Annotated in this window: 18 protein-coding genes; 16 read left to right on the top strand and 2 right to left on the bottom strand. The window is 64.2% G+C overall.

Annotated elements, in window-relative coordinates; translation table 11 throughout:
• Positions 1-21 precede the first annotated feature (21 nt).
• The 12 genes from VWP12_RS02425 (at position 22) to glmU (ending at position 9,868) form a co-directional block, all read left to right on the top strand.
• On the top strand, positions 22-903 hold the full coding sequence (locus tag VWP12_RS02425) for a ParB/RepB/Spo0J family partition protein (RefSeq protein ID WP_410474452.1): 882 nt from the start codon (positions 22-24) through the stop codon (positions 901-903).
• Between the two features lie 166 nt (positions 904-1,069).
• Complete coding sequence (locus VWP12_RS02420; RefSeq protein ID WP_410474451.1) at positions 1,070-1,360, top strand: AtpZ/AtpI family protein; 291 nt, start codon at positions 1,070-1,072, stop codon at positions 1,358-1,360.
• 5 nt (positions 1,361-1,365) lie between these two features.
• A complete protein-coding gene (locus tag VWP12_RS02415) occupies positions 1,366-1,764 on the top strand; it encodes an ATP synthase subunit I (RefSeq protein ID WP_410474450.1) in 399 nt (132 codons plus the stop codon).
• A 25-nt stretch (positions 1,765-1,789) separates the two neighbouring features.
• Positions 1,790-2,608, top strand: a complete 819-nt coding sequence (gene atpB, locus VWP12_RS02410; protein WP_125198248.1) for a F0F1 ATP synthase subunit A — start codon at positions 1,790-1,792, stop codon at positions 2,606-2,608.
• A gap of 54 nt (positions 2,609-2,662) precedes the next feature.
• Complete coding sequence (atpE, locus tag VWP12_RS02405) at positions 2,663-2,950, top strand: F0F1 ATP synthase subunit C (protein WP_125198247.1); 288 nt, start codon at positions 2,663-2,665, stop codon at positions 2,948-2,950.
• A gap of 98 nt (positions 2,951-3,048) precedes the next feature.
• Positions 3,049-3,519, top strand: coding sequence for a F0F1 ATP synthase subunit B (locus VWP12_RS02400; RefSeq protein ID WP_125198246.1), 471 nt, complete (start codon positions 3,049-3,051; stop codon positions 3,517-3,519).
• A 16-nt stretch (positions 3,520-3,535) separates the two neighbouring features.
• Positions 3,536-4,072: a F0F1 ATP synthase subunit delta gene (locus VWP12_RS02395; RefSeq protein WP_410474449.1), complete on the top strand. Its 537-nt coding sequence runs from the start codon at positions 3,536-3,538 to the stop codon at positions 4,070-4,072.
• 11 nt (positions 4,073-4,083) lie between these two features.
• Positions 4,084-5,622 (top strand): F0F1 ATP synthase subunit alpha, encoded by a 1,539-nt coding sequence (atpA, locus tag VWP12_RS02390; protein ID WP_410474448.1) that lies wholly within the window; start codon positions 4,084-4,086, stop codon positions 5,620-5,622.
• 15 nt (positions 5,623-5,637) lie between these two features.
• Positions 5,638-6,498 (top strand): F0F1 ATP synthase subunit gamma, encoded by an 861-nt coding sequence (gene atpG / locus VWP12_RS02385; RefSeq protein ID WP_410474447.1) that lies wholly within the window; start codon positions 5,638-5,640, stop codon positions 6,496-6,498.
• A gap of 42 nt (positions 6,499-6,540) precedes the next feature.
• Positions 6,541-7,929: a F0F1 ATP synthase subunit beta gene (atpD, locus tag VWP12_RS02380; protein ID WP_125198242.1), complete on the top strand. Its 1,389-nt coding sequence runs from the start codon at positions 6,541-6,543 to the stop codon at positions 7,927-7,929.
• Positions 7,930-7,944: 15 nt separating this feature from the next.
• The gene (gene atpC / locus VWP12_RS02375; RefSeq protein WP_410474446.1) at positions 7,945-8,388 is read left to right on the top strand and encodes an ATP synthase F1 subunit epsilon; all 444 of its coding nucleotides are present in this window, start codon (positions 7,945-7,947) and stop codon (positions 8,386-8,388) included.
• A gap of 94 nt (positions 8,389-8,482) precedes the next feature.
• A complete protein-coding gene (gene glmU / locus VWP12_RS02370) occupies positions 8,483-9,868 on the top strand; it encodes a bifunctional UDP-N-acetylglucosamine diphosphorylase/glucosamine-1-phosphate N-acetyltransferase GlmU (RefSeq protein WP_410474445.1) in 1,386 nt (461 codons plus the stop codon).
• Here glmU and hemW read toward each other — a convergent pair.
• Positions 9,865-11,046 carry a radical SAM family heme chaperone HemW gene (hemW, locus tag VWP12_RS02365; protein ID WP_410474444.1) on the bottom strand — a complete coding sequence of 394 codons (1,182 nt, stop codon included), beginning with the start codon at positions 11,044-11,046 and terminating at the stop codon, positions 9,865-9,867. The genes glmU and hemW overlap by 4 nt on opposite strands.
• Positions 11,047-11,053: 7 nt before the next feature.
• On the bottom strand, positions 11,054-11,686 hold the full coding sequence (gene rdgB / locus VWP12_RS02360) for an RdgB/HAM1 family non-canonical purine NTP pyrophosphatase (RefSeq protein WP_410474443.1): 633 nt from the start codon (positions 11,684-11,686) through the stop codon (positions 11,054-11,056).
• Positions 11,687-11,851: 165 nt separating this feature from the next.
• On the opposite strand from rdgB, the gene ykgO reads away from it, so the two are divergent.
• The 4 genes from ykgO (at position 11,852) to tal (ending at position 14,887) form a co-directional block, all read left to right on the top strand.
• A complete protein-coding gene (gene ykgO, locus VWP12_RS02355; protein ID WP_058574874.1) occupies positions 11,852-11,977 on the top strand; it encodes a type B 50S ribosomal protein L36 in 126 nt (41 codons plus the stop codon).
• Between the two features lie 148 nt (positions 11,978-12,125).
• Positions 12,126-12,590, top strand: a complete 465-nt coding sequence (locus VWP12_RS02350) for an Hsp20/alpha crystallin family protein (RefSeq protein WP_410474442.1) — start codon at positions 12,126-12,128, stop codon at positions 12,588-12,590.
• Between the two features lie 178 nt (positions 12,591-12,768).
• A complete protein-coding gene (locus VWP12_RS02345) occupies positions 12,769-13,683 on the top strand; it encodes a DnaJ C-terminal domain-containing protein (RefSeq protein ID WP_410474441.1) in 915 nt (304 codons plus the stop codon).
• A gap of 106 nt (positions 13,684-13,789) precedes the next feature.
• On the top strand, positions 13,790-14,887 hold the full coding sequence (gene tal / locus VWP12_RS02340; RefSeq protein ID WP_410474440.1) for a transaldolase: 1,098 nt from the start codon (positions 13,790-13,792) through the stop codon (positions 14,885-14,887).
• The last annotated feature ends 10 nt before the right edge of the window (positions 14,888-14,897 follow it).

Genomic DNA, 14,897 nt, shown 5'->3' with positions numbered 1-14,897 from the left:
GGGACATACAGAGGCCTTTCCATGAGCACGAAACGCAAGGGGTTGGGGCGCGGTCTGGATGCCCTGCTGGGCACCGCGGAGCGTCCCGCGGAGCAAGCCGGGGCACAGCTGCGTGAGCTGGCGGTCGACCTGATTCGCCCCAACCCGTTCCAGCCGCGCACCCGGTTCGACGAGGCCGCCCTGACCGAGCTGGCCGATTCCATCCGAGCCCAGGGCGTGATCCAGCCGGTGGTGGTACGCCGCCGTTCCGGCGAATACGAACTGATCGCCGGCGAGCGCCGCTGGCGGGCCGCGCAGAAGGCCGGTCTCGATCACATCCCGGCGGTGGTGCGCGAGATCGACGACAATCAGGCGGCCGCCATGGCCTTGATCGAGAACCTGCAGCGCGAGGATCTCGATGCCATCGAGCAGGCCCAGGCGATGCAGCGTTTGGTCAAGGAATTCGAGCTTACCCACCAGCAGGTCGCCGACGTGCTGGGTGTCTCGCGCCCGGCGGTCAGCAATGCCCTGCGGCTGCTGGACCTGGCCGCCCCGGTGCAGAAGCTGTTGCGCGAGCGCAAGATCGAGGCCGGCCACGCCCGCAGCCTCGCCGTCCTGCCGAAAAAGGAGCAGGCCGGCATTGCCGAGAAGGTAGTCTCGCGCACGCTGACCGTGCGTCAGGTCGAGTCGATGGTCGGCCGTTACCTCAAGGCGGCCAGCCCCGCCCCCGAGGGTGGCGATGACCCGGATACTCGCGCCCTCGAGCGGCGGCTGGGCGAGGCGCTCGGCACGGCCGTCACCATCCAGGCCAATCGCCGCGGCAAGGGGCGTGTGGTTCTGGGTTTCGACAGCCTCGATCAGCTCGACGGCCTGATCGAGCGTCTTGTCGGTCGCAGCGAGGCCGGACGCCCCGAGGTGGACTGACCCGGCTCCTGTTCAAGCGCACGCGCCTGCGCTCAAGCGACAAGGGCAGCCAGCGCGATGGCAGCGACCTATCGGCAGGCGCCCGACTCATAGCCAGCCAAGGCATCATTGCTTGTCGATCGATGAGCGAATCGCTACACTGGCCGCCAATTTTTGGGCCCCGAACATGAACGATCGCGACAAGACGCCCGCCGATGCTGGCCAGAAAGGCCAGGGTGGCTACTGGAGTGCGCGCTTCAAGGGCCTGCTGCAGGTCGGCGCGGGAAACATGTTCGCCTCCAGCATCATCGCCGGGTTTTTTCTCGGCTTCTTGCTGGACAGCTGGCTGGAGACGGCGCCGATCTTCATGCTGATCCTCGGGGCCTTCGGTTTCGTCGCCGGCATGCGCAATGCGAAGAAGACTTTGCTGGCAACCGGTCGCGACGAGTCGGAAAAGAAGGATTCGGAGCGCCCGTGAGTCGCATGGCCGAAGCGATCACCCGCCGCGGGCGGCGCGTGGTGATGGTCCAGTTGACCGTTCTGGCGCTGGCCGTCGGCGCGGCTTTGCTGCATTCGCCGCACGCGGCGTTGTCGGCCGGCGGTGGGGTGGCGGTAGCGATGCTGCTGGCCTGGATGCTCCGCCGGACGATGGCACGGGCGACCGAGCTGGCGGTGGAGTCGCCGCAGCAGAGCATGAACACGATGTATCTCGGGGCGGTGGTGCGGTTTGTCGCGCTGCTTGCCCTGATGGCGGTCGGACTCGGGCTGCTGAAGCTGGACGCGCGATTCATGGTCGGGGCCTTCGTGGTCGCCATGATCGCCGGCGTCCTCGCGGCCCGCGGTCAGGATTCCGGACGTCCGACCGACCAGACAACAGATTGATTTCAAGCTTGAGGAGTTAGAGACAGTGGCTACGGAGAATGCGGGCGGTGGCCCGGTTGAATATATCCAGCATCACCTGACCAACCTCTCTGTTGGCGAGGGCTTCTGGACGCTGAACATCGACACGCTGTTCTTCAGCATCCTGCTGGGTGCGCTGATCGTGTTCGTCGCCATGCGTATCGGCCGCGGCCTGCGCGCGGAGACGCCCAACGGCCTGCAGAATGCCGCCGAAGGCATACTGGAGTTCGTCGACGAGCAGATCCGCGACTCCTTCGGCAGTCGGGCGCCGAAGATCATCGCCCCGCTGGCGCTGACCATCCTGCTGTGGGTCTGGCTCATGAACTTCATGGACCTGATCCCCGTCGACCTGCTGCCGGCCATCGCTTCCGGTCTGGGTGTCGAATACCTCAAGGTGGTCCCGACCACCGATCTGAACACCACGCTCGCCATGGCGCTGTTCGTGTTCATCCTGACCATTTACTACAGCATCAAGGTGAAGGGGCTGGGTGGATACATCAAGATGTTCCTGTTCCACCCCTTCGGCAAGTTCCTGATTCCGATCAACATCGTGATGACCGCCATCGACGAGCTTGCCAAGCCGATCAGCCTCGCGCTGCGTCTGTTCGGCAACATGTTTGCCGGTGAGTTGGTCTTCCTGCTGATCGCCCTGCTGACCCTGGGTGCGACCATCAGTGCCAGCCTGCTCATCTGGTTCCCGCTGCAGGTCGTGCTGGACATGGCGTGGATTGCCTTCCACATCCTGGTCATCACGCTGCAGGCATTCATCTTCATGGTGCTCACCATCGTCTACATCGGTATGGCACATACCCTGGACGATCACTGAGTACCGACCCGAGTTTCCTTTGACCCTTTGTTTTTCTGATTAGGAGAAGAAGCTATGACCCCCGATATGCTCGCTACCATCTATGCCTACACCGCAGTTGGCGTTGGTGTGATCCTCGCTGCCGCCGGCCTCGGCTCGGCCATCGGCTGGGGCCTGATCTGTTCCAAGACCCTCGAGGGCATCGCGCGTCAGCCGGAAATGCGTCCGCAGCTGATGACCAACATGTTCATCTTCGCCGGTCTGATGGAGTCGTTCCCGTTCATCATCCTCGCGTTCGCGATGTGGTTCCTGTTCGCCAACCCGTTCGTCGGTGCCCTGACCGCCGCGATTGGCGCTCTCTAAATCGCGTCCTTCGTGACATCGATTCGGCATGGGCGGCGGTTCGACCCGCCGCTTCATGCTGACCGGAAACCCAATCCGTATTTACGCGAGGGGACATTGTGAGTATTTCGATCACACTGCTTGCTCAGCTGATCGCCTTCGTGCTGATGATCTGGCTGGTCAACAAATATCTGTGGGCGCCGCTTTCTGCCCTGATGGAAGCGCGTCGCAAGAAGATTGCTGACGGCCTGTCCGCTTCCGAGCGTGGCAAGCACGAGCTGAAACTGGCCCAGGAGCGCTCGACCGAGCTGCTGCGCGAGGCCAAGGACAAGGCGAACGACATCATCGCTCAGGCGAATTCTCGTTCGAACCAGATCCTGGAAGAGGCGCGTAACAACGCCAAGACCGAAGCCGAGCGCATCGTTGCCCAGGCCAACGCCGAGATCGACCGCGAGGTCAATCGCGCCAAGGAAGAGCTCCGCGCCCAGGTTGCCGACGTGGCTGCCACCGGTGCCGAGCGCATCCTCAAGCGTGAGGTGACGGACAAGGACCACGAATCCGCGATCTCAGATCTGATCGCTCGGATCTAAGACAAGCGGAGGCCCTATGTCTGAGAACACCACAGTTGCCATCTCGTACGCGAAGGCAGTGCATGACCTCTGTGCCGATGCGGCACAGGCCAAGCACTGGTCCGAGACGCTTGCCGGGTTGTCTGCGGTCGCGCAGAACGCCGACATGGTGGCGTTTCTGGGCGACGAGGCTCGTTCCCGTGCCGATCGGCTCGCCGGCTTCATCAAGGTGGTCGAGGGCGCGGTCGACGAGAAGGCGCTTAATCTCGTGCGTCTGCTCGGCGAACGCGACCGCCTCGATCTGCTGCCGGAAGTGGCCGCGGAGTTCGAGAAGCTGCGTGCCGAAGGGGAGCGCCGCATCGTGGCCTCCGTCGTCTCGGCTAAGCCTCTGACCGACGAGCAGTCGAACCAAATCAAAACAGCGCTCGGCAAGCGACTCGATCGCACCGTAGAGCTCGAAACTACCGTCGACGAAGACCTCATCGGCGGCGCGATCGTCCGCGCCGGTGACCTGGTCATCGACGGATCGATGCGCGGAGAGCTCGAGCATCTTGCCGTACAAATGAGTCGCTAAGGAGATCTTCCATGATCAACCCGTCTGAAATCAGCAGTCTGATTAAAGAGCGCATCGAAAACTTCGATGCCGGCGCGGAAGCGCAAACCGTCGGCACCATCGTCTCGGTGGGCGACGGCATCATCAAAATCCACGGCCTGAGCGAAGCCATGCTCGGCGAGATGCTCGAGCTGCCGGGCGGCTCGTTCGCCGTAGCCATGAACCTGGAGCGTGACTCCGTCGGCGCCGTAGTCCTGGGTGCCTACGAGCACCTCACCGAGGGCGACCAGGTCAAGTGCACCCAGCGCATCCTGGAAGTGCCGATCGGCAAGGAACTGCTGGGCCGCGTCGTGAACACCCTCGGTCAGCCGATCGACGGCCGTGGCGAGCTCAATGCCGAGACCACCGCGCCGATCGAAAAGATCGCCCCGGGTGTCATCGAGCGCCAGAGCGTCGACGAGCCGATCCTCACCGGTATCAAGGCGATCGACTCGATGGTGCCGATCGGTCGTGGTCAGCGCGAGCTGATCATCGGCGACCGCCAGACCGGTAAGACCGCGGTCGCGATCGACACCATCATCAACCAGAAGGGCAAGGGCGTTTACTGCGTTTACGTCGCGATGGGCCAGAAGGCCTCGACGGTCGCCAACGTGGTCCGCGAGCTCGAGAAGCACGGCGCGATGGAGTACACCATCGTCGTATCCGCCGGCGCTTCCGACCCGGCCGCCATGCAGTACCTGGCCGCCTACGCCGGCTGCACCATGGGCGAGTACTTCCGCGATCGCGGCATGGACTCGCTGATCGTGTACGACGACCTGACCAAGCAGGCCTGGGCCTACCGCCAGATCTCCCTGCTGCTGCGTCGTCCGCCGGGCCGCGAAGCCTACCCGGGTGACATCTTCTACCTGCACTCGCGTCTCCTCGAGCGTGCCTCGCGGGTCAACGAGGACTACGTCGAGAAGTTCACCAACGGTGAAGTCAAGGGCAAGACCGGCTCGCTGACCGCGCTGCCGATCATCGAGACCCAGGGCGGCGACGTTTCCGCGTTCGTTCCGACCAACGTGATCTCGATCACCGATGGTCAGATCTTCCTCGAGACCGACCTGTTCAACTCCGGTATCCGCCCGGCAATCAACCCGGGTATCTCGGTATCGCGTGTTGGCGGCTCGGCCCAGACCAAGGCGGTCAAGAAGCTGGCTGGCGGTATCCGTACCGACCTCGCCCAGTACCGCGAGCTGGCGGCGTTCTCGCAGTTCGCTTCCGACCTGGACGAGGCGACCCGCAAGCAGCTCGAGCGCGGCAAGCGCGTCACCGAGCTGATGAAGCAGCCGCAGTACAAGCCGCTGTCGGTCACCGAAATGGCCCTGTCGCTCACCGCCGCCAACGAGGGCTTCCTCGATGACGTGCCGGTCGAGAAGGTCAACGACTTCGAGGCCGCGCTGCATGCTTACGCGGGCGACAACGCCGGCGAGCTGGCGAAGAAGATCGGTGACGAAGGCAACTACAGCGACGAGATCGCCGCCGAGCTGAAGAAGGTCGTCGAGGACTTCAAGTCCAAAGGCGTCTATTAACCGGGGGGCGAGATCATGGCCGTAGGCAAAGAGATTCGCACCAAGATCAAGAGCGTCCAGAACACGCGCAAGATCACCAAGGCGATGGAAATGGTGGCCGCATCCAAGATGCGGCGCGCCCAGGAAGCGATGGAGGCGACGCGCCCCTACGCCGAGAAGTTTCTCGAGGTGGTGGGTCACATCACCAACGCGCATCCTGAGTACCGCCATCCGCTGATGGTCGAGCGTGAAGTCAAGCGCGTTCTGATGATCGTGGTGACCACGGATCGTGGCCTGTGCGGCGGGCTGAACGTCAACCTGCTCAAGCGCACGGCCGACAAGATTCGGGAATACGAGAAGAATGGTGTCGAGGTCGACGTCATTCCCGTCGGCAGCAAGGGGCGGGCTTTCTTCCGCCGGTACGGGGGCAACATCCTGACCTCCGTCACCGGTCTGGGAGACAAGCCGAATTACGCTTCGATGCGCAAGGCGATCAATGCGGCGCTTGCCGCGTTCGAGAACGGCGACGTCGATCGGATCGATCTGGCGCACAACGGGTTCGTCAATTCGATGACCCAGGATCCGTCCGTCGAGCAGATCGCCCCCTTGCAGTACCAGGAGGACGAGAGCCTCAAGCATCACTGGGACTACATCTACGAGCCCGACTCGCAGATCGTCCTGGACGCGGTGCTCAAGCGGTACATGGCGGGTCAGATCGTGTCGGCCACCATTGAGAACGTGGCTTGCGAAATGGCGGCCCGTCGGATCGCGATGAAGAACGCATCCGATAACGCCAACGACATGATCACGGACCTCAAGCAGCAGTACAACAAGGCGCGTCAGGCGGCGATCACCCAGGAGATCTCCGAGATCGTGTCCGGCGCGGCCGCCGTGTGACGACGGCACCAACCCATTTTTCGAATTGAAAGAGGAACACACATGAGTTCTGGAAAAATTGTCGAGATCATCGGGGCGGTGATCGACGTCGAATTTCCGCATGACCAGGTGCCTTCCGTCTACGACGCGCTGCGTGTCGACGAGAACGGTCTGGTGATCGAGGTTCAACAGCAGATCGGTGACGGCATCGTTCGTGGCATCGCGATGGGCACCTCCGACGGTCTCAAACGCGGTCTGGCCGTGTCCAACACCGGCAAGCCGATCTCGGTTCCGGTTGGCAAGGGCACCCTGGGTCGCATCATGGACGTCCTGGGCGAGCCGATCGACGAGGCCGGCGCGGTCGAAACCGACGAGAAGTGGTCGATTCACCGCAAGGCACCGACCTTCGACGAGCAGGCGGCCGGTACCGAACTGCTGGAGACCGGCGTCAAGGTCATCGACCTGCTCTGCCCGTTCGCGAAGGGCGGCAAGGTCGGCCTGTTCGGCGGCGCCGGTGTGGGCAAGACCGTCAACATGATGGAGCTGATCCGTAACATCGCCGTCGAGCACAGCGGTTACTCGGTATTTGCCGGCGTGGGCGAGCGTACCCGTGAAGGGAACGACTTCTACCACGAGATGAAGGACTCCAACGTCCTCGACAAGGTGGCCCTGGTCTACGGCCAGATGAACGAGCCGCCGGGCAACCGTCTGCGCGTCGCGCTGACCGGCCTGACCATGGCCGAGTTCTTCCGTGACGAAGGCCGTGACGTGCTGATGTTCATCGACAACATCTACCGTTACACCCTCGCGGGCACCGAGGTTTCCGCACTGCTGGGCCGTATGCCGGCCGCGGTGGGCTACCAGCCGACGCTGGCCGAGGAAATGGGCGTTCTTCAGGAGCGCATCACCTCGACCAAGACGGGTTCGATCACCTCCGTCCAGGCGGTCTACGTACCAGCGGACGACCTGACCGACCCGGCTCCGGCGACCACCTTCGCCCACCTCGACGCGACCGTCGTACTGGCGCGTGACATCGCCGCCATGGGTATCTACCCGGCGATCGACCCGCTGGATTCCACCAGCCGTCAGCTCGACCCGCAGGTTGTTGGTGAAGAGCACTACAACACTGCCCGCGGCGTGCAGAACACCCTGCAGCGCTACAAGGAGTTGAAGGACATCATCGCCATCCTCGGGATGGACGAGCTGTCCGACGACGACAAGGCCGTGGTTTCCCGTGCTCGTAAGATCCAGCGCTTCATGTCGCAGCCGTTCTTCGTCGCCGAGGTATTCACCGGCGCTCCGGGCCGTTACGTGCCGCTGAAAGAAACGATCCGCGCGTTCAAAGGCATCGTGGCCGGCGAATACGACCACCTGCCGGAGCAGGCGTTCTACATGGTTGGCACCATCGACGAAGCCGTCGAGAAGGCCAACAAGATGGCTGAGAAGGCCTGATAACGGAGGTCGACAATGGCTATGACTACCCGAGTCGACATCGTCAGCATGGAAAAGCCGATCTTCACCGGGAAGGCGACCTTCGTCACCATCCCGACCGAAGCCGGCGAAATGGGCGTCACGGCCCGCCACACGCAGACGTTGTCGGTACTGCGCCCGGGCGAAGTCCGGGTGCATCAGGACGACGGCTCGATCGTGCGCTATTTCGTCGGTTTCGGGGTGGTCGAAGTCCAACCCCACGTCGTCAGCATCATCGCTGACTGGGCGCTGACGGAAGAGGACGCGAAGAACCTGGATCCGAACGAACTCGAAGCCCGCATGGGCGAAGAGGAAGAGTACGTTTCCGAGTACGAGCAGCGCGGGCAGCTCGACTTCACTTCGGCCCAGATGATCATGGTCGAGGCGGAAGAACGTCTCAAGTGGATCAAGTCCATGCGTTCCGCGGGCGGTCGTCACTAAGGCGACGCGTCGGCTGACGTGTTGAAAAGGGGCCTACGGGCTCCTTTTTTGTTTCCGCCGACGCGGTCGGCTCGAAACCAGAGGTACAAACGCAATGAAGGATTCCGCTACCGGCCGAGTGCACGTCGTCGTCCTTGCCGCGGGCAAGGGGACGCGCATGCGCTCGAGCAAGCCGAAGGTACTCCATGAGCTTGCCGGCCGCTCGATGCTGGCCCACTGCTTGGACACCGCTGCGGCACTGAATCCGGCCACGGTTCGGGTCGTGATCGGCCACCAGGGGGAAGCGGTGCGCGAATCGCAGTCTCACCGCAACCTCGACTGGGTCTGGCAGCACGAACAGAACGGTACTGGCCACGCGGTCCAGCTCGGGATCGAGGGGCTGCAGGCGCGGCCGGACGACCGGGTGCTGGTGCTGTACGCCGATGTGCCGCTACTCGGTGCCGATCTGCTTGCACGCCTGACCGGGTCGAACGCGGTCGTCTCGCTGTTGACGGTGCACATGGACGACCCTACCGGCTATGGCCGCATCTTGCGCGATGACACGGGACGTGTGCTGCGCATCGTCGAGCAGAAGGATGCCAGCGAGGCGGAGCGCGAGGTCCGTGAGGTCAACACCGGCATCCTGATGGCGCGCTATGGCGAGCTGGAGACATGGCTCGATCGGCTTGAATCCGGCAACGCGCAGGGCGAGCTCTATCTCACGGACATCATCGAGATGGCCGCCGCCGAGGACAAGGTCGTCGAGGCGGTCATCGCCGAGGATGCGTGGGCGGTGACCGGGGTAAACGATCGCCTCGCGCTGTCTCGCCTCGAGAGGGTCTACCAGCAGCGTCAGGCCGAGGCACTGGCACTGGCCGGCACGACCGTGGCCGACACGGCGCGCATCGACATCCGGGGTTCGCTCGACTGCGGACAGGATGTGTCGATCGACGTGGACTGCGTGTTCGAGGGCAGCGTGCGTCTCGGCGACAACGTCCATATCGGTCCGCACTGCGTCCTGCGTGACTGCGAGATCGGCCCCGGGTCGACGGTGGAGGCGTTCAGTCATATCGACGGGGTGGTCACCGCGGGCGACAACGCCATCGGCCCCTATGCTCGGTTACGTCCGGGTGCGGCGCTCGATTCGTCGGCCAAGATCGGCAACTTCGTCGAGATCAAGGCGGCCCGCATCGGCGCGCGTTCCAAGGTCAATCACCTCTCGTACGTGGGCGATGCCCGGGTCGGCGATGACAGCAACCTCGGCGCGGGTACCATCACCTGCAACTACGACGGCGCGAACAAACACCACACCGAGATCGGTGATCGGGTGTTCGTCGGCTCGGCGACGCAGCTGGTGGCCCCGGTCAGCGTGGGTGATGATGCGACCATCGGGGCCGGGTCGACCATTACCCGCAACGTGGGTCAGGGGCAACTCGCCGTGGCGCGCGCTCGCCAGTCCGTGATCGACGGTTGGCAGCGTCCGCGCAAGAAGGGCGATTAACCGGCGGGCGACTCGTCTGGCAGGAACCGGCCCAGCACGTCGTTGAGAAAGCGCAGGCCGCGGTCGGTCGGCCGGATGGTCTGGATGTCCCATTCGATCAGGCCGTCTTCCTCCAGCCCGCGCAGTGTCTTGGAGACCATGGCGATGGGCATGCCCGTGCGTTCCTGGAACAGGCCCACCGGGAAACCCTTGGTCAGCCGTAGGGCATTGAGCATGAACTCGAACGGGATCTCCTGGCGCTTGATGTCGTGGGCGTCGATGTTCGCCGGTTGACCCGCGAGCTCGAGATACTGATTGGGGTGGGGGCTGCGCAGGCGTCGTTCGATGCGGTTTTCCGCCGGGATCGTCAGCTTGCCGTGTGCGCCGGCACCGATGCCGAGGTAATCGCCGAACTGCCAGTAGTTGAGGTTGTGCTGGCAGGAGTGGTCCGGCTGGGCGAACGCCGAAATCTCGTAGTGCCCGTAACCGGCATCGAGGAGACGCTGGGCGCCCGCCTCGCCGATCCGGTCGAGGGTCGCCTCCGGCGGTAGCGCCGGTGGGCTGAACGCGAACGCCGTGTTGGGTTCGATGGTCAGTTGGTACCAGGACAGGTGGGGCGGTTCGAGCGAGATCGCGGTGTCGATATCCACCAGGCCATCGTCTTCCGTTTGCCCGGGCAGGCCGTGCATCAGGTCGATATTGAAGCTGTCGAGCCCCGCATCGTGCGCCGCTTCGATGGTGCGCCAGGCCGCTCGCCGGTCGTGGATGCGGCCCAGACGCTTGAGCGATTCGTCGTTGAAGCTCTGCACGCCGATCGAGACCCGGTTGAAGCCGATGGCGCGGTACTCGGCCAGCCGCGATGCCATGTCGGTGCCCGGGTTGACCTCGAGGGTCACTTCGCGGGTAAAGCGCAGGTCGAGCAGCGCACGCAGGCCGGACATCAGCCGATCGAGTGCCTCCGGGGAGAACAGGCTGGGCGTGCCGCCGCCGAGGAAGATCGTCTCGATTGGTCGCCCCCAGATTAGCGGCAGCTCGGGCTCGAGGTCGCGCAGCAGCGCGTCGACGTATTTCTCCTCGGGCAGGTCTCGGCCCTTGAGCCCGTGCGAGTTGAAATCGCAGTAGGGGCATTTCTCCACGCACCACGGCAGGTGGACGTAGAGCGAGAGCGGCGGGTTGTCGGTGAACTGCAACAGGCTCATGAGTGGCTCACGCGGGGTTGATGTCGAGGGTAGCCAGCTGCTCGATCAGCTGCTTCAAGGCGCGCGCCCGATGACTGGCCCGGTGCTTGTCGTCCGGGTCCATCTCGCCGACGCTCATGCCGTGTTCCGGCGAGAAGAACAGCGGGTCGTAGCCGAAACCGCGCGCACCGCGCGGGGCATCGAGCACCTCGCCCTCCCAGGTGCCCTCGACGATGATCGGGGCATCGTCCTCGGCATGGCGGACGAAGGCCAGGGCACAGACGAAACGCGCGCTGCGCGGAGCATCCGGGCGACGCGCCAGTTCGTCGACCAGTTTTTGGTTGTTCTCGGCATCGCTTGCCTCCTCGCCGGCAAAGCGCGAGGAGAAGATGCCTGGTTGGCCATCGAGGGCATCGACCACCAGCCCGGAATCGTCACCGATGGCCGGGTGACCGGTGAGCGCGGCGGTGTGTCGTGCCTTGATCAGGGCATTGCCGCGGAAGCTGTCGGCATCCTCGACCGGTGACGAGACGTTCCAACCGCGCTGCGAGACGAAGCGCAGCCGGTCCAGGGTCGGATGGCTGGCCGCCAGCACGCGGCGCATTTCCTCGAACTCGGCCATCTTGCCGTCGTTGTTGGTGGCGATCACGATGTCTGTCATTCAGGCGTCCCGGTTGGTTGGTGCAGGCAGCGAGGATACCTGCAACCGGTCGACCCTGCAGTGTCCAGAAGGCCCAGGGCGAACGGGTGGGTTGCCATTGTGCTCCGGATCCGCTATATTGCCGCGCTTTGTGTGGAACCGAGCGGATTAGCGAAAGGGGCGTCCATGAAAATTCTGTCTTCTCTCAAGTCAGCCAAGAAGCGACACAAGGACTGCCAAGTCGTTCGTCGTCGCGGCAAGGTTTACGTCATCAACAAGACCAACCCGCGCTTCAAGGCCCGTCAGCGCTAAGTCGCCTGCCGGATTGACGCGTGACACAAGGCCCCGCCTCGGCGGGGCCTTGTCGTGTCCGGGCCTTGAAAATCCCCGCGGTCGACCTACATCAAAGGCATGAACACGGCATTGGCCCGTCATTGAGCATCGAAGGGAGGTGTTGAATATGGCTATTGTGCGTTACAAGCCGGAAGGTCAGATCCGCAATCAACCGTGGGGTATGCTGGATCAGCTCTATCGCGAGATGAACTCGCTGTTCGAGCCGAGCCTCAATGAAGCGCGTGACGAGGGCAAGCTCGAGGTCGCGGACTGGGCGCCGGCGGTCGACATCAAGGAAAACGAGAACGCCTACGAGCTGCACGTCGACCTGCCGGGTATCGACCCGAAGAGCGTCGAGGTGACCGCCGACAACGGCGTGCTCGAGATCAAGGGCGAGCGCAACTCGGAGCTCAAGAAGTCGCAGGACGGCTACGCGCGGATCGAGCGCCATTACGGACGCTTCTACCGTCGCTTCACCCTGCCCGAGCAGGTGGATGCAGATGGTATCAAGGCGAGTTCCGAGCACGGCGTACTCACGGTGACCATCCCCAAGGCGGAGACGTCGAAGCCGCGGCGCATCGAGGTGAGTTGATCCGGTTCGGCCGCCGGCCGCGGAAGCACGCGAAAAGCCCGGCCGCCCCGGGCTTTTCCTCATTGGGCTTTTCTTCATTTCCGGCGTGCCAAAAGCCTGACGCAACCCCGATGGACGGGGCGGGTTTTCGAGACGCCGGCCACACGGCAAACCGGACATCACTCGGAGGAGTGCAGGCGTGAAATATCACGACTACTACGCAACCCTGGGCGTGGCGCGCAATGCCTCGCAGGACGAGATCAAGCGCGCCTACCGCAAGCTTGCGCAGAAATACCACCCGGATCGCAACAAGGGCGAGGGTGCCGAGGACAAGTTCAAGGAAATCAACGAGGCCTACGAGGTGCTCGGCGATGCCCAGAAGCGCGCACGCTACGACGCGCTCGGTTCGGGCTACCATCATGGCGACGAGTTCGGCGCTGGCCCCGGTGGTCCGGGCGGTCCCGGTGGATTTGGTGGCGGCTTCGGCGGGGACGATTTCGCGGCCGGCGGCTTTTCCGATTTCTTCTCGCAGTTCTTCGGCGGCGGTTTCGGTGGCCCCGGTGGCCCGGCCGGTGCCGGTCAGGGCCGCAGCGTGCGCGGCCAGGATGTCGAGGCCGACGCACCGGTGCCGCTTTCCTTGCTGGTCACTGGCGGCGCGCACACCATCCGGGTCTCCGATGGACGCGGCGGCGCTCGCTCGCTGAAGGTCAACGTGCCGGCCGGGTCGACACCGGGGCGTCGCATCCGGCTGTCCGGCCAGGGCCAGCCGAGCCCGATGGGCGGCTCGCCGGGGGATCTCTACCTGGTGCTGACCCTGCGCGAGGAGGACCGCGACCGGGTCGACGGCAACAACATCGTCCAGGAACTGCCGATTACGCCCTGGGAGGCGGCGCTGGGCGCCAAGGTGCCGGTCACCCTGCCCGACGGCAAGCGCATCAACATGAGCGTGCCCGCCGGGTCGCAATCCGGGCGCAAGCTGCGCATCTCCAAGCGTGGCTTCGCCGGCGGTGACCTGATGCTGGTCCTGATGATCCACACCCCGCCGGCCAAGACCGACGAGGCGCGCGAGTTCTACGAGGAAATGCGCACCTCGATGCCCTTCGATCCCCGATAACAGCACTTGGGCCACGTGGACGGCTCATGAGCGTCTAAGCTTCCGGTAGAGGTGCCAACGTGGTGCCTCGTCCTTGTCACGCGCAAGCAACCGGGAGGAGTCGTCGATGACCGCGCATGCCTTGAGCCAACTCCACGAATCGCAGGGCCAGAGTCTCTGGCTGGACAACCTTTCCCGAGCCCTGTTGACGGACGAGGGCCTGCCGCGGCTGATCCGCGACTACGGCATCCGCGGGGTGACCTCGAACCCCTCGATCTTCAAGAAGGCGATCGTCGGCAGCGACCTCTACACCGAGGACATCGCCGCGGGCAAGCGGCAGTACTCGGACGTCGAATCGGTCTACGAGCACCTGGTCGTCACCGACATCCAGCGCGCCTGCGATCTGCTGCGACCGGTCTGGGACCAGTCGCACGGCGAGGACGGCTGGGTGTCCTGGGAGGAATCGCCGGGGATCGCCCATGACGCCCATGCCTCGGTGCGCGCCGCCCATCGCCTGCGAGAACTGGTCGATCGGCCCAATGTGCTGATCAAGGTGCCCGGCACAGTCGAGGGCATCGAGGCCTTCGAGCGCCTGATCGGCGAGGGCGTGAGCGTCAACGTCACCCTGCTGTTCTCGCTCGACCAGGTCCAGCGGGTGTTCGCCGCGTATCGACGCGGCATCGAGCAGCTGGAGAAGAACGGCGGCAAGGTCGCGGAGGTGCGCGCGGTGGCCAGCCTGTTCATGAGCCGGGTCGACACCCTGGTCGACAAGCAGCTCGATGCCATCGGCGGCGCGCGCGCCGAGGCGCTCAAGGGCCGAGCGGCCCTGGCCCTGGCCGGCATGGCCTACGCGCATTTCCGCGAGGTGTTCGAGGACGAGTCGTTCGACCACTTCGAGCAGGAAGGCGCTTGGCCGCAGTACCTGCTCTGGGCGAGCACCGGCACCAAGAACCCGGCCTACTCGGACCTGCTCTACGTCGAGAACCTGATCGCCCCGCGCACCATCAACACGCTGCCGGATGCGACCCTCGAGGCCTTTGCCGACCACGGCCGGATTGCCTCCCTGTTGAAGCCGCGTCTCGACGAGGATCGCGAGGTCTGGGCGGAACTGGCCGAGGTGGGCATCGACATGGACGGCGTGGTACGCGACCAGCTGCTCGACGAGGGGGTAGAGCAGTTCCAGGCCGCCTTCGACGATTTGCTCGCCGCTATCGATCAGGCCTGACGTACCCCAA

Source organism: Guyparkeria sp. TX1 (assembly GCF_046523965.1).
In the GTDB taxonomy this organism is placed as follows: Bacteria; Pseudomonadota; Gammaproteobacteria; order Halothiobacillales; family Halothiobacillaceae; genus Guyparkeria.
This window is presented reverse-complemented; position numbering and strand designations above follow the sequence as displayed.